Annotated in this window: 20 protein-coding genes; 15 read left to right on the forward strand and 5 right to left on the reverse strand. The window is 69.6% G+C overall.

Translation table 11 applies throughout. The features are described 5' to 3' along the window. The first annotated feature begins 5 nt into the window (after positions 1–5). From glf to HRC28_RS10380, 5 genes are all read left to right on the forward strand, one after another. On the forward strand, positions 6–1,205 hold the full coding sequence (gene glf, locus HRC28_RS10360) for a UDP-galactopyranose mutase (RefSeq protein ID WP_182380005.1): 1,200 nt from the start codon (positions 6–8) through the stop codon (positions 1,203–1,205). After that, positions 1,202–3,190, forward strand: a complete 1,989-nt coding sequence (locus HRC28_RS10365; protein ID WP_182380006.1) for a glycosyltransferase — start codon at positions 1,202–1,204, stop codon at positions 3,188–3,190. Before glf ends, HRC28_RS10365 begins: the two co-directional genes overlap by 4 nt. Next, positions 3,183–4,073 (forward strand): ABC transporter permease, encoded by an 891-nt coding sequence (locus HRC28_RS10370; RefSeq protein WP_182380007.1) that lies wholly within the window; start codon positions 3,183–3,185, stop codon positions 4,071–4,073. The genes HRC28_RS10365 and HRC28_RS10370 overlap by 8 nt, the downstream gene beginning before the upstream one ends. Continuing rightward, positions 4,073–4,840, forward strand: a complete 768-nt coding sequence (locus HRC28_RS10375) for an ABC transporter ATP-binding protein (protein ID WP_182380008.1) — start codon at positions 4,073–4,075, stop codon at positions 4,838–4,840. Before HRC28_RS10370 ends, HRC28_RS10375 begins: the two co-directional genes overlap by 1 nt. Before the next feature lie 368 nt (positions 4,841–5,208). Next, complete coding sequence (locus tag HRC28_RS10380) at positions 5,209–7,338, forward strand: N-acetylmuramoyl-L-alanine amidase (protein ID WP_182380009.1); 2,130 nt, start codon at positions 5,209–5,211, stop codon at positions 7,336–7,338. Positions 7,339–7,371: 33 nt separating this feature from the next. On the opposite strand, the gene HRC28_RS10385 is transcribed toward HRC28_RS10380, so the two are convergent. Continuing rightward, on the reverse strand, positions 7,372–8,103 hold the full coding sequence (locus tag HRC28_RS10385; RefSeq protein WP_182380010.1) for a TIGR03089 family protein: 732 nt from the start codon (positions 8,101–8,103) through the stop codon (positions 7,372–7,374). Between the two features lie 63 nt (positions 8,104–8,166). Here HRC28_RS10385 and HRC28_RS10390 point away from each other — a divergent pair, with 63 nt between their 5' ends. Continuing rightward, positions 8,167–9,246, forward strand: coding sequence for a mannose-1-phosphate guanylyltransferase (locus HRC28_RS10390; protein WP_182380011.1), 1,080 nt, complete (start codon positions 8,167–8,169; stop codon positions 9,244–9,246). A 149-nt stretch (positions 9,247–9,395) separates the two neighbouring features. Here HRC28_RS10390 and HRC28_RS10395 read toward each other — a convergent pair whose 3' ends face one another. From HRC28_RS10395 to cofD, 3 genes are read right to left on the reverse strand one after another with little or no spacing between them, the layout of a single operon-like run. Next, the gene (locus HRC28_RS10395) at positions 9,396–10,145 is read right to left on the reverse strand and encodes a DUF3105 domain-containing protein (RefSeq protein WP_237111783.1); all 750 of its coding nucleotides are present in this window, start codon (positions 10,143–10,145) and stop codon (positions 9,396–9,398) included. Between the two features lie 45 nt (positions 10,146–10,190). Next, positions 10,191–11,186: a coenzyme F420-0:L-glutamate ligase gene (cofE, locus tag HRC28_RS10400; protein WP_182380012.1), complete on the reverse strand. Its 996-nt coding sequence runs from the start codon at positions 11,184–11,186 to the stop codon at positions 10,191–10,193. Then, the gene (cofD, locus tag HRC28_RS10405; RefSeq protein WP_237111784.1) at positions 11,174–12,244 is read right to left on the reverse strand and encodes a 2-phospho-L-lactate transferase; all 1,071 of its coding nucleotides are present in this window, start codon (positions 12,242–12,244) and stop codon (positions 11,174–11,176) included. The genes cofE and cofD overlap by 13 nt, the downstream gene beginning before the upstream one ends. A gap of 142 nt (positions 12,245–12,386) precedes the next feature. Here cofD and HRC28_RS10410 point away from each other — a divergent pair, with 142 nt between their 5' ends. From HRC28_RS10410 to HRC28_RS10420, 3 genes are read left to right on the forward strand one after another with little or no spacing between them, the layout of a single operon-like run. After that, positions 12,387–12,641 (forward strand): WhiB family transcriptional regulator, encoded by a 255-nt coding sequence (locus tag HRC28_RS10410; RefSeq protein ID WP_182380013.1) that lies wholly within the window; start codon positions 12,387–12,389, stop codon positions 12,639–12,641. 55 nt (positions 12,642–12,696) lie between these two features. Then, positions 12,697–15,582: a glycosyltransferase family 2 protein gene (locus tag HRC28_RS10415; RefSeq protein ID WP_182380014.1), complete on the forward strand. Its 2,886-nt coding sequence runs from the start codon at positions 12,697–12,699 to the stop codon at positions 15,580–15,582. Then, a complete protein-coding gene (locus HRC28_RS10420; RefSeq protein ID WP_182380015.1) occupies positions 15,575–17,035 on the forward strand; it encodes a DUF5719 family protein in 1,461 nt (486 codons plus the stop codon). The genes HRC28_RS10415 and HRC28_RS10420 overlap by 8 nt, the downstream gene beginning before the upstream one ends. Positions 17,036–17,048: 13 nt before the next feature. Here HRC28_RS10420 and HRC28_RS10425 read toward each other — a convergent pair whose 3' ends face one another. Beyond that, positions 17,049–17,522, reverse strand: a complete 474-nt coding sequence (locus HRC28_RS10425; protein ID WP_182380016.1) for a metallopeptidase family protein — start codon at positions 17,520–17,522, stop codon at positions 17,049–17,051. A gap of 60 nt (positions 17,523–17,582) precedes the next feature. Between HRC28_RS10425 and HRC28_RS10430 the strand changes: the two genes are divergently transcribed. The 6 genes from HRC28_RS10430 (at position 17,583) to HRC28_RS10455 (ending at position 22,869) form a co-directional block, all read left to right on the forward strand. After that, positions 17,583–17,954 (forward strand): DUF3499 domain-containing protein, encoded by a 372-nt coding sequence (locus HRC28_RS10430; protein WP_237111850.1) that lies wholly within the window; start codon positions 17,583–17,585, stop codon positions 17,952–17,954. A gap of 58 nt (positions 17,955–18,012) precedes the next feature. Continuing rightward, positions 18,013–19,428, forward strand: a complete 1,416-nt coding sequence (locus HRC28_RS10435) for a phosphomannomutase/phosphoglucomutase (protein ID WP_182380018.1) — start codon at positions 18,013–18,015, stop codon at positions 19,426–19,428. Positions 19,429–19,439: 11 nt separating this feature from the next. After that, on the forward strand, positions 19,440–19,619 hold the full coding sequence (locus tag HRC28_RS10440; RefSeq protein ID WP_182380572.1) for a Trm112 family protein: 180 nt from the start codon (positions 19,440–19,442) through the stop codon (positions 19,617–19,619). A 15-nt stretch (positions 19,620–19,634) separates the two neighbouring features. Then, positions 19,635–20,660, forward strand: coding sequence for an SIS domain-containing protein (locus HRC28_RS10445; RefSeq protein ID WP_182380019.1), 1,026 nt, complete (start codon positions 19,635–19,637; stop codon positions 20,658–20,660). 83 nt (positions 20,661–20,743) lie between these two features. Then, positions 20,744–21,817, forward strand: a complete 1,074-nt coding sequence (locus HRC28_RS10450) for an acyltransferase family protein (protein ID WP_182380020.1) — start codon at positions 20,744–20,746, stop codon at positions 21,815–21,817. Positions 21,818–21,867: 50 nt separating this feature from the next. Continuing rightward, positions 21,868–22,869 (forward strand): DUF808 domain-containing protein, encoded by a 1,002-nt coding sequence (locus HRC28_RS10455; RefSeq protein WP_182380021.1) that lies wholly within the window; start codon positions 21,868–21,870, stop codon positions 22,867–22,869. Positions 22,870–22,881 lie beyond the last annotated feature (12 nt).

Below are 22,881 nucleotides of genomic sequence, written 5' to 3' on the forward strand. Positions count from 1 at the left end.
CGACCGTGTCTCCTACTTCGTCGACCCCTGACCTTGTCGTCGTCGGCTCCGGCTTCTTCGGCCTGACGATCGCCGAGCGTTGTGCCGCTGAGCTCGACCTCAAGGTCCTCGTAATCGAACGCCGCTATCACCTCGGCGGAAACGCCTACAGCGAGTTCGAACCGGAGACCGGGATCGAGGTCCACAAGTACGGCACGCACCTGTTCCACACGAGCAACGAGCGGGTCTGGGAGTACGTCAACCGGTTCACCGCGTTCACGAACTACCAGCACAAGGTGTTCGGCAAGTACCAGGGGCAGGTCTACTCCCTGCCGATGAACCTGGCGCTCATCAACAGCTTCTTCGGCAAGAGCCACACGCCCGACGAGGCGCGCGCGCTCATCGCCGAGCAGTCCAGCGAGATCGCCACCGCGGACGCGAAGAACCTCGAGGAGAAGGCGATCAGCCTGATCGGCCGCCCGCTCTACGAAGCGTTCATCAAGGGCTACACCGCCAAGCAGTGGCAGACCGACCCGACCGAGCTGAGCGCGGACATCATCACGCGCCTCCCGGTCCGCTACAACTTCGACAACCGGTACTTCAACGACAAGTTCGAGGGCCTTCCCGTCGACGGCTACACCGCGTGGCTGACCCGGATGGCGGACCACCCGAACATCGAGGTCCGCGTCGACACCGACTGGTTCGATGAGACCAACGGGGTCCAGGAGGAGTTCAAGGGCAAGGTGCCGGTCATCTACACCGGCCCCGTCGACGAGTACTTCGACAACTGCGAGGGACGCCTGTCCTGGCGCACCGTCGACCTCGAGTCCGAGGTCGTCGACGTCGACGACTACCAGGGCACGGGTGTCGTGAACGCGAACGACCAGGACGTCCCGTGGACCCGGGTGCTGGAGTTCAAGCACCTCCACCCCGAGCGCACCTACCTGCCCGGCAAGTCGGTCGTGGTCCACGAGTACAGCCGCTTCGCCGAGGACGACGACGAGCCGTACTACCCGATCAACACCGCCGAGGACCGCGAGAAGCTCCTCAAGTACCGCGACCTCGCCGAGAAGGAGCCGATGGTTCTCTTCGGCGGCCGCCTCGGCACGTACAAGTACCTCGACATGCACATGGCCATCGCCTCGGCACTGTCGATGTACGACAACAAGCTCAAGCCGCACTTCGCGGACGGCGCCGAGTTGAAGAGTGGCGGGGTGGACGCATGACGACCAGGTTGTTGCAGCGCCAGGTGCTCCCGGTCGACGGTGACGTCGACGTCCTCGCGCTGTACCTCGACCCCGACGAGGCCAACCTCGACGAGGACAAGTACGTCGTCGGTGGCTCGCGCGCGGCCAAGGAACTGAACAACGCCTCGATCCGCCAGAAGACGGCGACCGGCACGATCCGCCCGGACCAGGTGCTCTCGCGCACAGCCGTCCAGATCCCGTCGGGCGAGAAGCTGTCGTTCGGCACCTACTTCAACGCGTTCCCGGCCAGCTACTGGCGCCGGTGGACCATCGTTTCGGCCGTCACCCTCACGATCAACGTGAAGGGCGCCGGCGCCACCGTCATCGTCAACAAGTCGATGGCGAACGGTCGCCAGCAGAAGGTCGAGAGCGTCCTCACCGAGGCCGAAGGCACCAACACGCTCACCTTCAACCTCTCGCTCGGCCCGTTCGTCGACGGCGGCTGGTACTGGTACGACGTCGTGGCCGGCCACGGCGACATCACGGTCGAATCGGCCGAGTGGACCGCCGAGGTCCCCGCCGAGCGTGCCGCGCACGGCACCGTCGACCTCGCGATCACCACGATGAACCGCCCCGACTTCTGCGCGGAACTGCTCGGTCAGCTGAGCACGCCCGAGTTGATGCCCTACCTCGACACGGTCTTCGTGATGGAGCAGGGCACCCAGAAGGTCACCGACAGCGAGTTCTTCCCGGCGGCCGAGAAGGGCCTCGACGGCAAGCTCAAGGTCATCGAGCAGGGCAACCTCGGCGGCTCCGGTGGGTACGCCCGCGGCCAGTCCGAATCGTTGCGCAAGGGTACGGCGACGTACGCGATGATGATGGACGACGACGTCGTCTGCGAGCCCGAGGGCATCATCCGGGCCGTCACCTTCGGTGACCTGGCCCGACGTCCCACCATCGTCGGTGGCCACATGTTCAGCCTCTACGCCAAGAGCCGGCTGCACAGCTTCGGCGAGATCATCCACCCCTGGCGCTTCTGGTGGATGTCGCCGCTCGACTCGTTCAACGACTGGGACTTCGGCGCCCGCAACCTGCGCTCGGCCCGTTGGCTGCACAAGCGGGTCGACGTGGACTTCAACGGCTGGTTCATGTGCCTGATCCCGCGCCAGGTGATCGCCGAGATCGGCCTGTCCCTGCCGCTCTTCATCAAGTGGGACGACTCGGAGTACGGCCTGCGCGCCAAGGCCGCCGGCTACCCGACGGTGACCTTCCCCGGAGCGGCCGTGTGGCACGTGCCGTGGACCGACAAGAACGACGCCCTCGACTGGCAGGCGTACTTCCACCTGCGCAACCGGCTGGTTGCCGCGCTGCTCCACTCGACGTACCCCAAGGGCGGCCGGTTGATCCGGGAGAGCCTCAACCACCAGGTCGCACACCTCGTGTCGATGCAGTACTCGACGGCCGAGTTGCGCATCCAGGCGATGGAGGACGTCCTCGCCGGCCCCGAGGGACTGCACGCGATGCTGGCGACGAAGCTGCCGGAGGTCAACGCCTTCCGCAAGCAGTTCACCGACGCGCAACTCCATGCTGACCACGACGACTTCCCGCCGGTGCGTCGCGAGAAGCCGCCGCGCAAGGGCAAGGACCTCACCGAGGTGCCGAGCCGTCGCGCCCAGCTGATCACCGCGGGCCTCGCGCCGCTGCGGCAGCTCAAGAAGCCGCGGGGCCTCGCTGCCGAGTTCCCCGAGGCAGAGATCCGCGCGATGGATGCCAAGTGGTACCGGATGGCGACCTTCGACTCCGCGATCGTGTCCATGAACGACGGCACCTCGGCTGCGCTCTATGTCCGCGACCAGGCCAAGTTCAAGGACTTGATGAAGCGCACCCTCGAGCTCCACGCCCGCTACCGCAAGGAATGGCCCGAGCTCGCCGCGCAGTATCGCGCCGCGCTCGGCGACATCACCTCGCCGGAGGCGTGGGACAAGACCTTTGCCCCGTGGGTCGACGGGGACGCCGATGTCTGAGACCGAAGCACCACGGCCGGCCTTCGAAGACCTGCCCCTCAAGCCACCGTCGGCCGACAACGGCCTGCTCGCGGTCTTCCAGCGCCGCTACCTCCTGCGCCTGCTGGTGAAGCGGGAGATCGGCGCCCGCTACCAGGGGTCGTTCCTGGGCATGCTGTGGTCCTACATCAACCCGATGACACAGTTCTTCATCTACTGGTTCGTATTCGGTGTCATCTTCAACGCACACAAGAGCGTTCCGAACTACGCGATCCACCTCTTCGCCGGACTGGTCATCGTCCACTTCTTCACGGAGAGCTTCCAGTCCGGAACCCAGTCCATCGTGCGGAACAAGGCGCTGGTGGTGAAGCAGGCGATGCCACGGGAGATGTTCCCCGTGTCCGCGGTGCTGGTGTCCTTCTACCACGTCCTGCCGCAGATGCTGATCCTGCTGGTGGCCTGCCTGCTGGCCGGGTGGACCCCCGACGCGGTCGGCATGGCCTCGCTGGTGCTGGCCCTGGCCATCATCATGTGCATCGGGACCGCGTGCGCCCTGCTGTTCAGCGCCGCCAACGTCTTCTTCCGGGACTTCGGCAACATCGTCAACGTCTTCAACCACTTCGTGCGCTACGGCGTCACGATGATGTTCCCGTGGTCCTACGTCCAGGAGCGGCTCGGCGACCACGCCGGACTGTTCCTGCTCAACCCGCTCGCCGACGCGGTCCTGCTCTTCCAGCGCGCGTTCTGGGTCGGTACCGCCTCCGGCGAGGAGTCGAAGGCGGTCGTGATGCCCGACCACCTCATGCTGTACGGCTTTGCTGTCCTGGGCGCCAGCCTGGTGTTCCTCGTCATCGGGCAGCTCGTGTTCAGCCGTCTCGAGAACAAGATCCCGGAGCGTCTGTGATGGTGTCCTCCATTGTCGTGGAGAACGTCACCAAGACGTTCACCCTCCGCTACCACCGCACCTTCCGCGAGGTGACCGTCGCCAAGGCGCGCGGCCACCAGACCAGCGAGAAGTTCAACGCCATCGATGACGTGTCCTTCACCGTCGAACAGGGCGAATCCGTCGGCCTGATGGGCCTCAACGGCTCGGGCAAGTCGACGCTGCTGAAGATGATCAACGGCGTCATGCGCCCCGACTCCGGCACCCTGCTCACGCGGGGCCGGATCGCCGGCCTGATCGCCACCGGGGCCGGCTTCCACCAGCAGCTCTCCGGCCGCGACAACCTGGTCCTCAACGCCGCCATCCTCGGCATGGGGGAGCGCGAACTGCGCCGCAAGTACGACGACATCGTCGAGTTCGCCGGCCTCGGCCGCACCCTCGACGCGCCCGTCGGCTTCTACTCCTCGGGGCAGAAGGCCCGGCTCGGCTTCGCCGTCGCCATCCACGTCGACTCCGACATCTTCCTCGCCGACGAGGTCCTCGCCGTCGGCGACAAGCCGTTCCGGCAGAAGTGTGTGAAGAAGATGAAGGAGATCCGCGCGAGCGGACGCACCCTCTTCTACGTCAGCCACTCCGCGGGCTCGGTCCAGTCGATGTGCGACCGGGTGCTGGTCCTGGAGAACGGTCGCCTCGGCTTCGACGGCGACGTCGAAGCGGGCATCAAGTACCTGCACTACGACGGTGACGACGAGCAGGAGATCGACACCGAGATCGGCAACGACATCTAGGAGGGCGCGAGCGACGTCGTCGCTTCGCTCCGCCGCGCTGCCGCGCCGCAGTTGGCTTCCGCAGGGCTCACCTTGGCCTGGCGGCAAGACAGTCGGCGCGCAGGAACGTCGATTCCTCCGCTCCGGTCGCTCCTTCGTCGCTCTCTCCGCTCCGTCGCTCGACGTCCCTGCGACAGCCGACCGGATAGGCGCGGGGACTGGCTCAGTTTGGCGACCGTTGGGCCGATGGATAAATCTGGCAATGATCGGCGTGTCGAGTGGAAATTACACGTTTGTAGTTACTCACGAACTCTTCCCAACCCGTGTGACGCATGTGAAAGTTGCTACTCGTGTGACACCTTCCCCGCACACACGGTTGGAGCAGAAACATGTCGACGTACTCATCGGATGCCCCCGGGAGTGACCGCAAGATCCGGTTCGTGACCCTGTGTCAGCAGTTGCTGGCCCTGGCCGTTGTCGTGGCTGTGCTGACCCCTGCGGCGCGCACCGTGACCATGGATGTCCGGCCCATGCAGCCGGTGGATGTCGCCCCGTCAGACGTTTCGCTGCGGGCGGCGGAGTTCCCGTCGACCGTGCCGACAGGCGAGGTGTCGACCGACGTCGACCAGTACGCGTTGACCGCTCCCGAGGACAAGCCGCACGCCACGCTGCGGTCGACCGAGAAGGACGTCAGCGGCGGGGGCGACGCGATCGTCAGTGACGTGCTCCCCGTGGACGGCTACGGCACGGTCGGTGTCACCTGGGCGCCGTCGGCCAACGTCGACGAGGACGCCATCGGCGTCAAGGTGCGGACGCAGACCGACGGGACCTGGTCGGGCTGGACCGAGGCGGAGTACCACGACGACCACGGGCCGGACCCGCGTTCGGAAGAGGGCAAGCACACTCGCCCGGGTACCGATGCCCTGCTCGTCGGCGACGTGGACGCCGTCCAGGTCAAGGTGGCCACCGACTCCTCCGCCCCGGAGGACATGAAGGTCGCCGTGATCGACCCGGGCACCGCGAAGGCGACCGCCACACAGAAGCCCGCCATTGACACAGCGCGGGCCTCGACCGACGGTGCGGACCCGGTGCTGCCGGTTGCCGATGGCGACGACCCTGCCGCAACCGGCGACGAGATCGCCCTCCAGGCGGCCGGCGCCACCATCCGGCCGAAGATCTACTCGCGGGCCCAGTGGGGCGCCAACGAGAGCCTGCGTGACAAGTCCTCGCTCAGCTACTACGAGGTCCACGGCGGCTTCGTCCACCACACGGTGAACGCGAACAACTACACCGCCGATCAGGTCCCCGGCATCATCCGCGGCATCTACAGCTACCACGTCAAGACGCGGGGCTGGAGCGACATCGGCTACAACTTCCTCGTCGACAAGTTCGGCCGGATCTGGGAAGGCCGCGCCGGTGGCGTCGACCGACCCGTCGTGGGCGCCCACACGCAGGGCTACAACAACTACTCCTTCGCGATGTCGGCCATCGGCAACTTCGACGTCACCGGTCCGCCGTCGGCGATGCTGACGGCCTACGGCGCGCTGTTCGCGTGGAAGCTTGCCCTGCACGGAGTCGACGCCGCCGACATGTCCCAGAAGATCGGGTCGAAGTACTTCCCGGCGATCAGCGGGCACCGCGATGCCGGATCGACGGCCTGCCCGGGCCGCTACCTCTACGCCAAGATCCCGACGATCCGGTCCCTGGCGGACGCGGCGCAGAAGCCCTTCGCCAGTCGCGAGGCCGAAGGGAACTTCGCCGGCTCCGACATCAACGACCTGCTCGCGCGCCGAGCATCCGACGGACGCCTGTACGTGCTGACCCTGGACAGCCCCGGAGGGGTCTGGCAGGTCCGGTCCCGGGTCGACACCGGCGTCAACATCGCCTCTGCCTCGAGCATCTACAAGGCCGGCGACTGGGACCAGGACGGGTACGCCGACATGATCACCCGCCGCAAGTCCGACGGCCTGCTGCAGATCTATCGGGGCAAGGGCAGCGGGCGGTTCCACCCGCCGCAGGTCCTGTCCGCCCAGATCAACAGTGCGACGCTGATCGCGCTCCCGGGTGACGTCACCGGCGACGGGTATCCGGACCTGATGGCCCAGACCGCTGGGGCGATGCGGACCTACCGCGGTCGCGGCGCCGCCGGCCTCGGCACCAGTCTCAACAACCTCGGGACCAGCGTCGTCGCCTACAGCGCGGTCAACGGCTACGCCCACGTCCCTGCCGGAATGATGAACGCCGACGGAGCTCCCGACAGCCTCGTTCGAGTCGGCTCGGAAGTGCGCCTCTACACGGGCAACGGCCCGGGTGGCTGGACGAGCGTGCGGACCCTCGAGGTGACGGCCGGCAGTTACGACTGGCTGCTCGGTGTCGGGCGACTCGGAGCGAACGCGCAGCCGGACTTCGTCGCCCGGGACAAGGCGACCGGCGGTCTGTTCATCCTGGGCGGGAGCCCGAACGGGTGGACCAGCAAGATTCCGCTCGGACGGTTCGTGGGCTGGGACCTGGCGGCGTAGGGGGCACCAGAGAAGAGGACTTGTCCTGGTCGCTCAGGCGGGGAAGCGGGCAGTTGCACGCTCGGTGGCGTACGTCGCTTCGAGGAGTGCCTGCTCGGCCTGAGCGACCAGGACGAGTGAACCGCCCTGGGTGAGCGGTTCACTGAAGGTCACGGGCTCCACGACGGGGTTCGCGACCGAGAGGAGGCGGCCGCCGCCCACCAGCGTGCTGGCGGCTGCCTCCGACCACATTTGCGACTGCGTGACCTCACGGTCCGCGGCAACGAAGGCGAGGTCGTCCTCGGTCGGCGGGTCCCACGGCGTGAACGCATCGGGCTGGGACCAGATCTCCACGCCGACGTCATGGACGCCCGCCGGGACGGGATCGGCGAACCGGACGCCGAGCGGTCGCAGCGCACAAGCCAGGACGACGATCTCCTGGGCGTGGTCGGCCCAGCGTTCGAGGCTGTCCGGTCCGCACACGACGGCGGCGAGATCCTCGGGGTCCGCGTCACCCGGCGGTGGTACGACGACGAGGCCGGCGCTCCACGCGGCGCCGAGGAACACGGTGCCCAGCCAGTGCGGCGGGAGGTCGATGCAGATCCGGTCGCCGCGCTCGAGGTCGAACTCCTCGACCAGCAACGAGGCGGCCTTCGCCACCCAGTTCGCCCAGGTCGTGCCGGACAGTTCCACCCGCTCGCCCGTGCCGTGGTCGTAGAAGGTCACGAGCGGCTGGCCCGGGTCGACGCGGAGGCGTTGCGCCAGGACGGTGGCGAAGGTGGTCACCCGGACGACGTTAGTGCAGGCCACCGCGTCGATCGTTCGGCGGCAACCACTAGGGTGCCGCGCATGGTCGCTGACGAGATCCCTGGTTTCTGGGCGGTCGTTCCCGCCGGCGGCGCCGGCACCCGCCTCTGGCCGCTGTCCCGTGCAGCGTCCCCGAAGTTCCTGCACGACCTCACCGGGTCGGGGCGCTCGCTGCTCGAGGAGACGCACGACCGGCTCGCGCCGATCGTCGGTGACCGGATGCTCGTCGTCACTGGCGTCGCCCACCAGGAGGCCGTACGGCGCCAACTGGCTGCGCTACCTGCTGACGCCGTGCTGGCCGAGCCGTCCGCCCGGGACTCGATGGCGGCCATCGGGCTCGCCGCCGCCGTACTCGAGCGCCGTGGCGCCGAGGTGATGGGTTCCTTCGCTGCCGATCACGTCATCACCGAGCCCGACCGTTTCCGGGAGGCGGTCGCTGCTGCCGTGGACGCGGCCCGCGACGACTGGCTGGTGACGATCGGCATCGCGCCGACCTTCCCGTCCTCGGCCTTCGGTTACATCCACCAGGGCGAGCCGCTGGAGGGACACCCGCTCGTGCGCCGGGTCGTGGAGTTCGTCGAGAAGCCGTCGGTGCCGGTGGCCGAGGAGTACCTCGCCTCGGGCCGTTACCGCTGGAACGCCGGCATGTTCGTCGTACGCCCGACGGTGCTGCTGGACCTGCTGGCTGACCGCGACCCCGACTTTGCCGCGAACCTGCGCAAGATTGCCGAAGACCCCGCGCTGTTGCCGGAACTCTGGGAGCACCTGCCGCGGATCGCCATCGACCACGCGATCGCCGAACCGGCCGCCGCGCTGGGCCGCGTCGCGACCGTGCCGGGGACCTTCGGGTGGGACGACATCGGCGACTTCGACTCGCTCGCCAATCTGCTCGGCGAGCAGGAGACCTGCTCGGTCCTCGGCGACGAGTCCACCGTGCACCTCAAGGCCGCCACGGGCCTCGTCGTCCCCGCCTCAGGGCGGGTCGTCGCCGTGATCGGCCTCGACGACGTGGTCGTCGTCGACACCCCCGACGCCCTCCTGGTGATGTCGCGCGAGCGTGCTCAGGACGTCAAGGCGATCGTCGCGGCCCTGAAGGACCAAGGCAGAGCAGACCTGACCTGACCTGACCTGACCTTGACCCAACACAGCTGGCTTGCCGCCATGCCAACGGTGGCGGTACGCAAGCCAACTGCGGCGCGGCAGCGCGGCGGGAGGCGTCGACGGCGAGCTTGCTCGCCCGGATCAACGCCGGAGACGCGTCTCGCGCAGATCTACGGAACGTAGGGTTCCGGGGAGTTCGTGAACGGGTAGTCGAGCATGAACTTCTCGACAGCCGCACCGCTGACCTCGGAGCAGTACTGCCACACGCCGAGCTGCTCCTGCGTGGTGGCGTCCTGCGTCCAGTGGGTCAGCGCGATGTGCTGACCCTTCGGGAAGGCCTTGCCGTCCTTCTTCGTCCACGGGACGGCCTTGAACTTGAGGCGGCCGTTGGTGTCGTTCTCGTCGAGCGTCGCGGCGATCGCCTTGATGGCGGCGACCTCCGACGTGTCGTCGGCAGCGGTCTCGTCGTACCAGAGGACGGAGTAGCCGTGCTCCAGGTTGTGGACCAGCGACTCGAGCTCGGGGCGGCCGTCGGCGGTGTAGAAACGGTTGGCCGCGGGGTCCGGCGCGACGCCGGCCTCGTTCCAGTGCGATCCGAAAGCCGGGGGCGCTTCGTCGTAGGTCACCTGCGTGCCGGTGGGCACGTGCTCGCCGCTGCCGGTCGCGACCTTGGTCTCGACCTTCTGGCAGGCACCGGCCTTCGCGCCGATCTCGTCGAGCGGGGTGCCGGAGTAGCGCGCCTTCTGGATCGCGGTCTTCACCGGGTTGTAGGCGGCGACACCAACGATGATGAGCGCGACTGCGATGCAGACGCCCACGATGGCCATGCCCTGACGCTTTTCGGCGCTCTTCTGCTTGCGCCGGATGTCGTCAATGACTTGGCGGCGGTCCGACTTCTCGGACTTGCTGGACTTGGCCACGGTGTGGGGTACCTCGTCTGGTGAGTACGGCGGAACGCGGTGAGTCTACGGAGTGACCGGGTGCAGGCGCAGGTCGGTGTCCGCGAAGCCCTTCGCATGCGGCTTGGCAGGCCCCCCGGGAGCGGTGGTGGAGTCGACCCTCCAGCCATGTGCGAAGGCGAGAATGTCCAGTGCCACCCGGCGATCCTCGGCACAGCGCACCTGCTGGACTCCGTCGATCTCGGCCGCCAGGCCGGCGGCGCGCAGGGCCGCGACGAACTCCTCGGCGGAGACGGGAGTGCCGAAGGGCGCCCGGTCCGCTTCGGCTCCACCGACGGCGCGGACGACGGCCTCGCGGGCGCCGTACCCGAACAGGTCGGCGCCGTCCTCGCGGATCAGTGCGGACGCGCCGGTGCCGTGGTCGTCGGCGGGCAGGACCAGGTCGGGACGGCCGCGCAGGACGGCGCACGGACGGGAGCCGAGCTTGCCCTGGGCGAGCTCGACCGCGGAGGCGATCTCGTCGGCGACGGCGGGCGCGGTGACGGCCAGCTCGTTCCCGTGGGCGTCGACCCGACCGACGAACGATTCGAGCACCACGACACCGGCGGCGCCGATGGCGATGTCGGTCTGGCCTTCGCGCCAGGCGCGGCCGGCGGTGTCGGTGATGAGTACGCCGACGTTGACTCCGGCACGCTCCGCGACCGTTGCGCGCAGGGCACGGGCGGACGCGTCGGGGTCCTCGGGGAGCAGCACCGTCGTACCGGCCGTGACGTTGGACGCGTCGACACCGGCGGCAGCCATGGTCAGGCCGAGGCGGTTGCGGACGATCCGGGTGAGGCCACGGCGGGCAACCAGACGCACGCTCTCGCTGTCGATCCACTGCTCGCGGTCGCCGTCGACCACACGTCCCTCGGCCTTGCTGACGACCTTGCTGGTGACGACCAGGATGTCGCCGTCGGTGAGCCCGTCGGGCCCGAAGGCGGCAAGGACGATTGCTCCGAGGTCGTCACCGGCGGAGATCTCGGGCACCCCGTCGGGGGCGACGACCGTCAGCGGACCCACGGTGCCACCAGGGAGATAGCTGCGGCGGCCATCGCGGCCGTCGCGTCGTGGTCGGTCATCATCAGGGGGACGGCGGCGGTCGGGAGTCCAGCGGCTTCCAGTCGGGCAACCTGGTCGGCGTCCCGCTCGTCGATCAGCCAGCCGTCGAGGACGCCTCCGTTGTCGCGGGCGCCGTAGTTGAGGCCGACGCCGGCGGCGCTGACCTCGACCCCGACGGAGTTGAGCATCTGCTCGGCCATGCCCCGCACGTGGGACGCGCCGACGATGGGGGAGACGCCGACGACGCGGGCCTTCGTGGCGCGTACGGCTTCACGGATGCCGGGCACGCCGAGGATCGTGCCGACCGACACGACCGGGTTGGACGGCGGCAGGATCACCAGGTCGGCGTCGGTGATCGCGTCCAGGACGCCGGGCGCGGGGGTGGACTTGTCCAGTCCGACGAACACGACCGTCTCGGCCGGGACCTCGGCGTGCAGGCGGACCCAGTACTCCTGGAAGTGGACGACCCGCTTGCCGCTCGCGGCCTCGGGGTCGGCGATCGCGACGTGGGTCTCGATCCGGTCGTCGGACATCGGCAGCAGGGTGAGCCGGTCGCCGTACGTCGGGGTCAGCCAGCGGCGGCACAGCGCCTCGGTCACCGCGGACAGCGGATAGCCCGCGTCGAGCATCTGGGTGCGGACCAGGTGGGTCGCGATGTCGCGGTCGCCGAGACCGAACCAGGTCGGTTCGACGCCGTACGACGCCAGCTCCTCCTTGGCGCTCCAGGTCTCCTCGCGCCGGCCCCAGCCGCGCTCGAGGTCGATGCCCTCGCCGAGGGTGTACATCACGGTGTCGAGGTCGGGGCAGACCTTCAGTCCGTGGATCCACCAGTCGTCGCCGGTGTTGGCCAGCACGGTGACGTGGGCGTCGGGGGCAACGCCGGGCAGCTGACCCGAGGCGATACCGTGGAGCAGGCCCTGGAGGAATTTCGCTCCGCCCATGCCGCCGGACAGCACCGTGATCCGTCGCAGCATCGAGGTGGGCGCCGCCGTGGGGGCCGATTCATGTGTCGTTTCCACAAGGGTCAACTCTGCCGTGCGCTGCTTGCGACACGCCCGGCGGGTGTCCATAGCAGATTCGGGCTTGACTACTTGCGTATGACACGTATGTAATTCCAACAGTGTCGTTCGGGCACGGGTCGAGTTGTAAGGGGCGAAATCGATGAGAGAACTGTTCCTGGTCGAAGCAGAGTCCGAAGAGCTGGGGTGGCAAGAACGCGCATTGTGTGCGCAGACCGACCCCGAGGCGTTCTTCCCGGAAAAGGGAGGATCGACGCGCGAGGCGAAGAAGGTCTGCCAGACGTGCGAAGTGCGTGACGACTGCCTGGAGGCAGCGCTCGGCAATGACGAGCGGTTCGGTATCTGGGGTGGTCTGTCGGAGCGTGAGCGTCGCAAGCTGAAGAAGCGCGCGGTCTGACCCGACGCGTCGACGGTTCGCCCCCCTCGGACCGCCGCACGTAGGGTCTTGTCCCGTGTCGCAACGTCCCGAGGTCGCCGTACTCCTCGTGAGTCACGACGGCGGCTCGTGGCTGCCGACGGTCCTTGACGGCCTGCTCGCCCAGACGACCCCCCTCGACTCGGTCGTCGCTGTCGACACCGCAAGCTCGGACGACAGCGTTTCGCTGGTGCGCGACGGCCTCGACGGCCGGGTCCCGACGCTCCTGCGCAGCCTGCCGGGCAGCGCCGGATTCCCCGATGCGATCGCCGACGGCCTCGTCGCCCTGGCGGAGAGCGGTCGCGCGCCGGAGTGGATCTGGATCCTGCACGACGACTCCACCCCGGCCCCGGACGCACTGACGGCACTCCTGGCCGCCGCTGCCGAGCGGCCCGACGCCGACATCCTCGGCCCGAAGTTGCGGGAGTGGCCCTCGCTGCGGCGGCTCCTCGAGCTCGGCGTCACCATCAGCGGCACCGGTCGTCGCGAGACCGGCCTCGAGCGCGGCGAGTTCGACCAGGGCCAGCACGACGACGTCCGTGAGGTCTTCGCGGTCAACTCCGCCGGCATGCTGGTGCGTCGCACGGTCCTGGAGGAACTCGGCGGCTTCGACGCCGCGTTGCCGATCTTCGGCAACGACATCGACCTCGGTTGGCGCGCCGCTGCGGTCGGTCACACCACCCTGATCGTTCCGAAGGCCATCGTCTTCCACGCCGAAGCGGCCCACCGCGGCGTTCGCCGGACCCCGCTGACCGGGCGGCACACGCATTTCCAGGAACGCCGCGCCGCGCTGTTCACGCTGTTGGCCAACGCCCGCGGGGTGACCCTGCCGTTCCAGGTCCTCCGGCTCGCGCTCGGTTCGGTGCTCCGCATGATCGGACTGTTCTGCGTCCGGGCCGTGGGGGAGGGCCTCGACGAGATCGCTGCCCTCGTCGCCGTGCTGCGCCACCCGGGCCTGTTGATCGAGGCCCGCCGCTCCCGTGCGGCCGTTGTCGCCAGGGTCCGCGGTGCGGACGGAGCAGACCGGGCGCGTGTCCGTCGACTGGTGGCGCCCTGGTGGCTGCCGTACCGCCACGGTCTCGACTTCTTCGGCGACCTCGTCGCCGCGGCGACCAACCAGGCCTCCGACGTCGCCGAACGGCGGCGGATCGCCGCTGCCGAGCGTTCCGACTCGCCACCGCCGGCCCGACACCGCGACGAGGACGACGAGTTCGCCGACACCGGCCTGGTCGTTCGCTTCTTCACCAGCCCGACGGCCGTCGGTACGGCGATCACGGTGCTCGCGCTGCTGATCGGTGTCCGCGACGTGATCGGTGGTCTGAGTGGCGGCGCGCTGTCGCCGACGCCCGACTCCGTGGGCGCCTGGTGGCGCCTCCACCTCGAGGGCTGGCACCCGATCGGGTTCGGCAGCGAGGTGCCCGCGCCGCCGTACGTCCTGCCCCTGGCGGTGCTCGGCACCCTGGTCGGCCCGTCCCTGCTGATCTCCCTGCTGATGGCCCTGGCGGCACCGATCGCGCTGTGGGGCGCGTGGCGGTTCCTGCGGGTGGTCAGCCGGCTCGCGACGCCGTACGGCGCTCCCCGCTGGCTGCTGCTCTGGGGATCGGTGACCTGGGCGCTGGTCCCGCTCGCCGCAGGTGCCTGGGGCGGTGGACGCTGGGGCATCGTCGTGGCTGCGGCCGTCCTGCCCTGGCTGGCCCACGCGGCGCTCGGGTTCGCCGACCCGGAGCCCGAGCACCGTTGGCGCGCCGGGCTGCGCACCGGTCTGGCCCTGGCACTGATGACCGCTGTCGCACCGTCGTCCTGGCTGGTGATGGCCGTGCTGATCGGCGTCCTGCTGGCCAGCGCCGTACGCCTGATCCCCAACGAGGTGCGGGAGCGCTCCGTCTGGGGTCCTCCGGTCGCGGCCCTCGTCGTGCCGCTCGTGGTCCTGCTGCCCTGGTGGCTGCCGGCGCTCTTCGAGGGCGCCTTCGCCGCGACCATCCTCGACATCGGCCGGTGGCCGACGGCGGCAACGTCCGGCTGGGACCTGCTCGCTGGCCGACTGGCTGGTCTCGGCGCGCCGCCGGAGGCCGGACTGGTGCTGCCCGCACTCGCGCTGTTCGCGCTGCTCCCGACCAAGACCCGGATCCCCGTCGTCATCTGCTGGCTGGTGGCCGCGGTCACGGCGCTCGTGGCGATTCCGCTGACGGTGCCGTCCATCGACCTGCCTGGTACGGCGCAGCAGCAGCCCGGCGTGGGTGCGGTCCTGCTCCTGCTGCACGGTGCCTGGCTCACTGCTGCAGTGCTCGGCGGCTTGTCGTTGCACCACCTCGGCGACCAGACCCGCCCGGTGCAGGCGGGCCTGGCCATCGGCGGCGTCGCTGCCGTCGTCGCGCCGCTCGTCGCGCTGGTGTGGTTCGCCGGCTGGGGTGGGGAGGAGCTCACCGACGACGCACCGTCCGACGTGCCCGTCTACATGGTCCAGCGTGCGCAGGAGGCCCCCGAGAACGGTGTCCTGGTGCTGCGCGGATCCATCGACGACGGCATCCGTTACGACGTGCACCGCGGCGACGGTCCGACGGTGGGCGAGGACGAAGTCGCCGCGTTGACCCCGGAAGACCCGGAGATCACGACGATCATCCGCTCGCTGGTGACGTCGCCGGACGGCGAGGCCCTGGACGCGCTGGCGGAGTACGGGATCCTCTACATCGTCCAGGCCGCTCCGGCCGATGGCGCCGTCGCGGCCAGCCTCGACGCCACGTCCGGCCTCGACCAGGCCAGTTCCGAGCGCGGCACCCGCGCCTGGCAGGTCACTCCCGGCCCCGAGCCGCTCCCCGGGCACCAGGCCTGGTTCCGCTGGCTGCTGCTGATCATCCAGGGCTGTGCGATCCCGGTGCTGGTCGTCCTTGCCCTGCCCCCGTTGCGAAGGAGTCGCGATGACTGAGTCCTCGACGTCCTCGACCCCGGGTGCCGGACGACGCTCCTCGGTCACCCCTGAGCGTCGGATCGACATCATCGTCGCGCTGGCCATCGTCCTGCCCACCGTGGTCGCGCTGTGCGTCACCCTGATCGGCCGCGAGGGCGACCCCGTTGCCGGGCTGCGTCCGCCGACCACCTCGACGCTGACCGCCGCCACCCTGGCCTGCCCGGCGGGCCTCGACGGCACCAGTGGCCCGGTCCGGGCGGTCCGTGCGCCAGGGGTCCCCGGCGGCAAGGTCGCGGTCCGCACGAGTGCGACACCGGTCGACCAGGGCAGCGGCACGTCCCAGGGCACGACCAAGGAAGGCGCTGAGGTCACGGTCACCGTCGGCGGCGGAGTCGTCGTCCCCGCCAGCGGCGGAGCGACCGTGCTCGACGGCCGCGGGGACGCGGCGCCCGGTCTGGTGGCCGGCCGCGGCGACCGGCTCGCCGTGCCCGAGTGCCGTGCCCCGTCGTACGACGAATGGCTGGTCGGGATCAGCGGGTCGGCGCGTTACGCGACGACCCTCGAACTCGTGAACCCCGACGACGGCGATGCGGTCGTCGACCTCGAGCTCCTCGGTCCTGCGGGACCGATCGACGAACCGGGTCTCCGGGGCATCCAGGTGCCCGGGCACAGCGTCAAGCGGCTCGAACTGGCGAAGGTCGCGCCCATGGCCGACGTGGCCGCGGCCCACCTCACCGTCACCCGCGGACGGGTGACGGCGACGGCCCGCAACACCCGCGACCCGCTGGGTCGGGGACGGGTCACCACCGATTTCCTGCCGGCACATGCCGAACCCGCCACCACGAACCTGATCCTCGGCATCCCGGAGCGGAGGGCGGGTCCGACCTTGTTCCTGGCCAACCCGGGCGCCGACGAGATCCGGGTGACCACCCGTCTCGTGACGGCCGACGCGTCGTTCACCCCCGCCGGTGCGGAGGAGATCAAGGTCGCTCCCCACTCGATCAGGACGGTCAGCCTGACCAGCGTCCTCTCCGGTGACGCCGCGAAGGGTGTCGTCGGCGTCGAACTCAGGTCAACCGGTCCGGTCACGTCCTCGGTGCGGCTGCTGACGAAGACCGACCTGGTCCTGCTCGCTCCCGTGCCGCTGCTGCGCGACCCCGCGGCCGCCGTACTGCCGCTGGGGGCGAAGACGCTCCTGCTCGGCGGTGCGGACAGGACCGGCGTGGTCCACGTGAAGTCGTACGACGCCGCCGGCACGGTGCTGGCCGACAAGCCGGTCGAGGTCGGGCCGGATCGGGCGGTGAGCCTGGCCTTGCCACCGAAGGCCGTGACGATCACCGTCGAGGCACGCAACACGACGGTCGGTGCCGTGGTCTCGATCCCTGCAACGGGACGCGGGCCTGGGCTCGCCACGATCCGGGTCCGCGCAGCCGAGCTGCGTTCGCGCATCCCGGTGGTCGTCCCGCAGTAGGGATCAGCCCGGATCAGTCCGTGTCGGCCGGGTAGCGCGGGTCGACCTCACTGGGGTCGATGCCGAGCAGTTCGGCGACCTGTTCGACCACCACGGTCAGCAGGATCGCCTCGAGGTCCGCGCGGTCCGCTGCGCGATGCTCCAGCGGCCGCCGGAACACGACCAGGCGGGTCGGCGTGGCGCCGGTTCCCCGCACCAGCGAGGACAACGGCACGCGGCCGGAGTCCCAGTCGTCGGGGAGTTGCGGGGTGTCCTCGACGGCGTACTCGACCAGCCCGAGGCGGGTTGACCAGCGCCCGTCGATCTCGGTGACGATGTCGAGCATGATCCGGTCGAAGGTCTCGCGGCGGCTGCGTGGCCGCGGCGGTCGGGGCGAGCCGAGCGGCCCCGAGCGGGGGAGGACGGCCGGTCCCCGGACACCGCGGCCGCGGCGATCCCGGCGAGGACGAGGGCGGCCCGCTCCGTCGTCTGACTGTTCTGGCTCCACGATCCGCGAGCCTAGCCACCGCTGCCTCCCTGGGACGGTAGCGTCTGCGCCGTGAGCGCGATTCCGGCCCAGCAGGGACTCCGAACCTGCTCCCGCACGGCCTGCGCCCGGCGCGCCGTCGCGACCCTGACCTATGTCTACGCCGACTCGACGGCCGTCCTCGGTCCGTTGGCGACCTTCGCGGAGCCGCACGCCTACGACCTGTGCGAGACGCACAGCGAACGACTCTCTGCCCCGCGCGGCTGGGAGGTGCTGCGCCTCGCTCTCGGCACCCAGCAGTCCGGTCCCAGCGGCGACGACCTGCTGGCGCTCGCCGACGCCGTCCGCGAGGCCGCGCGCCCGGTCCGTCGTCCGGTCATCGAGCAACCCCGCGAGACGGGGCGCGAGACCGCCCGCAAGGGTCATCTCCGGATGCTCACGTCCGACGACTGAGTTACTCCTTCCCTGCCAGTTGTCGGCTGGTTGGAGCCGTTGCACTACTGTCCCGTTCATGGCCAGTGCCACGACCTCACCGGACAACCTGAGCAAGGTCTTCAAGGCCTACGACGTACGCGGCATCGTTGGTGAACAACTCGACGAGGAGTTGGCCCGCGCTGCGGGATCGGCCTACGTCGAGGTGCTCGGGATCGACGCCCTCGTCATCGGCTACGACATGCGGCCCAGCTCCCCGTCCCTGGCCGGCGCGTTCGCCGACGGTGCGACGACCGCGGGTGCCGACGTCACGATGATCGGCCTCGCCTCGACCGACCAGCTCTACTTCGCCTCGGGCCACCTCGGCCTGCCGGGCGCGATGTTCACCGCGAGCCACAATCCGGCGCAGTACAACGGGATCAAGCTCTGCCGTGCCTACGCGCAGCCGGTGGGAGTGGAGAGTGGCCTCGCTGAGATCCGCGACCGTGTCGCCGCGGTCTCGACAGGCTCGACCAACGGGGCGGGCTCGACCAACGGGGCGGGCTCGACCAACGGCCGCACGGGAGCGGTCGGCAACCTCGACGTGCTCCAGGCCTACGCCGCGCACCTGCTGTCGCTGGCGCCGGTGACGGGCCGCAAGCTGAAGGTCGTCGTCGACGCCGGCAACGGCATGGCCGGTCACACCGCACCGGCCGTGTTCGACCGGCTCGCGGACCAGGTCGACATGGTCCCGATGTACTTCGAGCTCGACGGCACCTTCCCCAACCACGAGGCCAACCCCATCGAGGCGGCCAACCTCGTCGACCTTCAGAAGCGGGTGCTCGCCGAGCGCGCCGACATCGGTCTGGCCTTCGACGGCGACGCCGACCGGTGCTTCCTCGTCGACGAACGCGGTGAGCTGGTCTCGCCCTCCACGCTGACGGCGTTGATCGCGGCCCGCGAGCTCGCCAAGGAGCCCGGCTCGACGATCATCTACAACCTGATCACCTCGCGAGCGGTGCCGGAGATCGTCACCGAGCTCGGCGGCACCCCGGTCCGCACCCGTGTGGGGCACTCCTACATCAAGGCCGAGATGGCCGAGACCGACGCCATCTTCGGTGGCGAGCACAGCGGCCACTTCTACTTCCGTGACTTCTGGCGTGCCGACTCCGGGATGCTCGCGGCGCTGCACGCGATGGCCGCGCTCGCCGAGGCCGACGTACCGCTCTCGCGCCTGCTGGAGGACTACGAGCGCTACCCGCTCAGCGGCGAGATCAACAGCACGGTCGAGGACCAGGGCGCTGTCCTGGTTGCCCTCGAGAAGGAGTACGACGCCCGCGACGGCGTCACGATCGACAAGCTCGACGGGCTGAGCATCAGCCACGCCGACTGGGCGTTCAACGTGCGCGCCTCCAACACCGAGCCGCTGCTGCGGCTCAACGCCGAAGGAAAGGACGAGTCCACCATGGCCCGAGTCCGCGACGAAGCACTGGCGATCATCCGGGGTGGCAAGTGAGCGCCCCCGAGATCTCTCCCGAACTGCTGGCGATCATCGTCTGCCCTGCCTGCAAGGGCGACCTGACGCTGACCCCCGCTGCTGCCGCCGACGGCACCGATGAACTCGTGTGCGGCGGCTGCGGCCTGGCCTACCCCGTGCGCGACGGCATCCCGGTGCTGCTCGTCGACGAGGCTCGTTCGCCGGCCTAGAGCCCGGTCCTCGCCATGGTCTGGTTCGACGAGTCCCGCCTGGATGACCAGAGCGCCCTGGGCAGCGCCGACCTGCGGTTGCGCACGCTCGCCGAGTCCGGCGCGCGGGTACGACGTGAGGTGGGCGCCGCAGCGGACGCGATTGCCGAAGCCGTCTCACGGGCCAGTGACACCCGTCCCCGTGCGGTGATCGCCGCCGGCCCGGACTCCCGGTTGCTGCGGGCGGTCCTCGAGCCGTTCTGCCCGGTGCCGTTCGTTGCCTGGCCTGCCCCCGCACTTCCCGGCTGGGCCGGCAGCCTCGACCTGGTCGTGGTGCTGGCGCCCGAGGGCTCCGACCCCGGCACCGCGTCCGCGGTCGCCGAAGCGGCCCGACGTGGCTGCCAGCTCGTGGTCGCCACCCCGTCGGAGTCGCTGGTTGCCCAGCACGCCACCGGCCGCTGGACCACCATCCTTCCCACGGACACCGCCGACCAGTTGGCCACCGCGGTGGCGATGCTGTCGTTCCTGGGCCAGATCCAGCTCGGGCCGAACGCCGACCCCGAGGCCGTTGCCGACGCGCTCGACGTGGTGGCCATCGCGTGTTCGCCGAACCGCGACATCTCGATCAACCCCGCCAAGATGCTGGCCATCTCGCTGGCTGACGCCAGTCCGCTGGTCTGGGGCGGGTCGGTCCTGGCTGCCCGGGCCGCCCGACGCGTCGCGGAGTCGATTCGTCGTACGTCGGGACGCACGGCTCTTGCCGGTGACGCGGAGCACCTGCTGCCCGTGATCGAGGCGGCACGTGCGCGCAACGTGTTCGCCGACCCGTTCGCCGACGACGACGGCGAACGGCGTCCGGTGCTGGTGATCCTCGACGACGGGGTCGATGACCCGGTGGTCCGGGACCAGCGGATCCGCCTCGAAGAGGCCTGCCTGGGCCACGACGTGCGGATCGAGCACGTCGCGTCCGAGGCGGCCGGCGAAGTGGATCGCTACGCCTCATTGCTGCTCAACGGCACCTACGCCGCGGAGTACCTCCGCCTGGGCCTCGTCCCGGACTGAGCGCCCTTTCCGGGCCTCCGGACGGGGTTGTCGGGTTGTCTGACACTTGGACTTCCTTCAGGTGGGTCGGGTAGCAAGGAGTGATGCCCTCCACCACGCGGGACCCTTGGCTCGACAACGCGAAGATGGCGCTGGTCGCCCTCGTGGTACTCGGCCACACGTGGGCGTTGCTGCCGCCGGGTGGCCCCGGCGGGGCGTTGTACGACTTCCTCTACCTGTGGCACATGCCGGCGTTCGTCTTCGTTTCCGGCTACCTGTCGCGGGCGTTCACGTGGGCGCCGGGCCGGATGTGGCAACTGGTCACGACGCTGGCTGTCCCGTACCTCGTGTTCGAGGCCGCGCTCGCGCTGTTCCGGATCAAGGTGGGCGGGGAGAACCTCGTCGACCTGTTCACCGATCCGCATTTCCCGCTCTGGTACCTCCCCGCGCTGATCGTGTGGCGTCTCCTCACGCCGATGTTCCGGCCGTTGTGGGGTGGCGTCGTCGTCGCGGTGGCGGTCAGCCTCGCCAGCGGCTTCATCGACGGCGAGTTCTCGCAACTGTTCGACTTCGCGCGGATTCTGGGCCTGCTGCCGTTCTTCGTGCTCGGCCTCAAGGCGACCCCGGAGCGACTCGAGGCGCTGCGTTCGCGCTCCGCCAGGGTGCTGGGTGCCGCGGTCTTCGCCGTGATCGGCCTGCTCGCCCTGACGCTCGACCGCTGGGCCAGTGGTGACTACCTCTACTTCAAGCCCTACGCCTACGTCGACGCGTCGGACCAGACCGCCGTGCTGACCCGTCTGCTCGTGCTCGGCGTCGGGATGGCCGGCGCCGTCGCCTGGCTGGCGGTGGTGCCGCGCGTCGGTGGCTGGTTCGCCGGGATGGGCGCCGCCACGATGGTCGTCTACCTGTTCCACGGCTTCGCCGTGAAGGGCCTGGAGTACGCCGGATTCCCCGAGTGGGCCGAGGGCCGGCCCTGGCTCGGGCTGGTCGCCGCGACGGTTGCGGGGCTCGGTATCGCGCTCGGCCTGGCGGTTACGCCGGTACGACGACTCCTCCAGCACGTGGTGGATCCGTTCGCCTCCGCCGACCGCAGGGTCGACGACGCGGTGGCACTGGCGGTCGTCGTACAGGAGCAGGAGCGCGAACTGGTGGGGGAGCCGGTCACCGTGGGCCGGTAGCCTTCCGCCATGCCCATCACCACGACCATCTCCGTGACTGGACTGGCCGCGTGAGCGCCGGACTCTTCGGTCTGCTCGACGACGTCGCCGCCATCGCCAAGCTCGCGGCCGCGTCGATCGACGACGTCGGTGCCGCAGCAGGTCGCGCCACGACGAAGGCCGCCGGTGTGGTCATCGACGACACGGCCGTGACACCGCAGTACGTCCACGGCCTGGCTGCCGACCGCGAACTCCCGATCGTCAAGCAGATCGCCATCGGTTCGATCCGCAACAAGCTGCTGATCATCCTGCCGGCCGCGCTGCTGCTCAGCGAGTTCCTCCCGGACCTGCTGCCGATCATCCTGATGGCCGGTGGCACGTTCCTGGCCTACGAAGGCGCCCACAAGGTCTGGCACATGCTGTCGGACCACGACGACCACGACACCCCCGTGAGCGAGGTCAGCCCGGAGGCCGAGAAGGCCATGATCGCCGGTGCGGTCCGCACCGACCTGATCCTGTCGGCCGAGATCATGGTGATCGCGCTCGCCGACATCGACGACGACGCGAGCTTCTGGGCGCGCCTCGCGATCCTCGTGGTGGTCGCCTTCGTCATCACGATTGCTGTGTACGGCGTCGTGGCGCTGATCGTGAAGATGGACGACGTCGGCCTCAACCTCGCCCAGCGCAAGGCGTCCTTCGTGCAGGCGATCGGTCGCGGCCTGGTGGCCGGCATGCCGAAGTTGCTGTCGTTCATCTCCATCGTCGGCACCGTCGCGATGCTCTGGGTCGGTGGCCACATCCTGCTCGTGAACATCCACGAGGTCGGTTGGTGGGATGCCCCCTACGAATGGGTCCACGGCATCGAGCACGACATCAAGCACGCCGTGCACGGCTTCCTCGGCGGCGTCCTCGCCTGGCTCGCCAACACCGGCATCTCTGCCGTGATCGGGCTTGTCGTCGGCTCCGTCGTGGTCGCGATCACCCGGGTGCTGCCGTTCACCGGCGACAAGGACCCGATCGAGCACTACGACACGGATGAGTCCTCCGACGCCCCTGCGAACCCATCGCACTGACCGCGTCTCCCC

This window comes from Nocardioides sp. WS12, from assembly GCF_014108865.1.
Classification (GTDB): domain Bacteria; phylum Actinomycetota; class Actinomycetes; order Propionibacteriales; family Nocardioidaceae; genus Nocardioides.

What these genes read in the sequence shown, in the direction of transcription:
- HRC28_RS10365 (WP_182380006.1), top strand. Translation starts at nt 1,202, where the DNA reads ATGACGACCAGGTTGTTGCAGCGCCAGGTGCTCCCGGTCGACGGTGAC.
- HRC28_RS10370 (WP_182380007.1), top strand. Translation starts at nt 3,183, where the DNA reads ATGTCTGAGACCGAAGCACCACGGCCGGCCTTCGAAGACCTGCCCCTC.
- HRC28_RS10375 (WP_182380008.1), top strand. Translation starts at nt 4,073, where the DNA reads ATGGTGTCCTCCATTGTCGTGGAGAACGTCACCAAGACGTTCACCCTC.
- HRC28_RS10380 (WP_182380009.1), top strand. Translation starts at nt 5,209, where the DNA reads ATGTCGACGTACTCATCGGATGCCCCCGGGAGTGACCGCAAGATCCGG.
- HRC28_RS10390 (WP_182380011.1), top strand. Translation starts at nt 8,167, where the DNA reads ATGGTCGCTGACGAGATCCCTGGTTTCTGGGCGGTCGTTCCCGCCGGC.
- HRC28_RS10410 (WP_182380013.1), top strand. Translation starts at nt 12,387, where the DNA reads ATGAGAGAACTGTTCCTGGTCGAAGCAGAGTCCGAAGAGCTGGGGTGG.
- HRC28_RS10420 (WP_182380015.1), top strand. Translation starts at nt 15,575, where the DNA reads ATGACTGAGTCCTCGACGTCCTCGACCCCGGGTGCCGGACGACGCTCC.
- HRC28_RS10435 (WP_182380018.1), top strand. Translation starts at nt 18,013, where the DNA reads ATGGCCAGTGCCACGACCTCACCGGACAACCTGAGCAAGGTCTTCAAG.
- HRC28_RS10445 (WP_182380019.1), top strand. Translation starts at nt 19,635, where the DNA reads ATGGTCTGGTTCGACGAGTCCCGCCTGGATGACCAGAGCGCCCTGGGC.
- HRC28_RS10450 (WP_182380020.1), top strand. Translation starts at nt 20,744, where the DNA reads ATGCCCTCCACCACGCGGGACCCTTGGCTCGACAACGCGAAGATGGCG.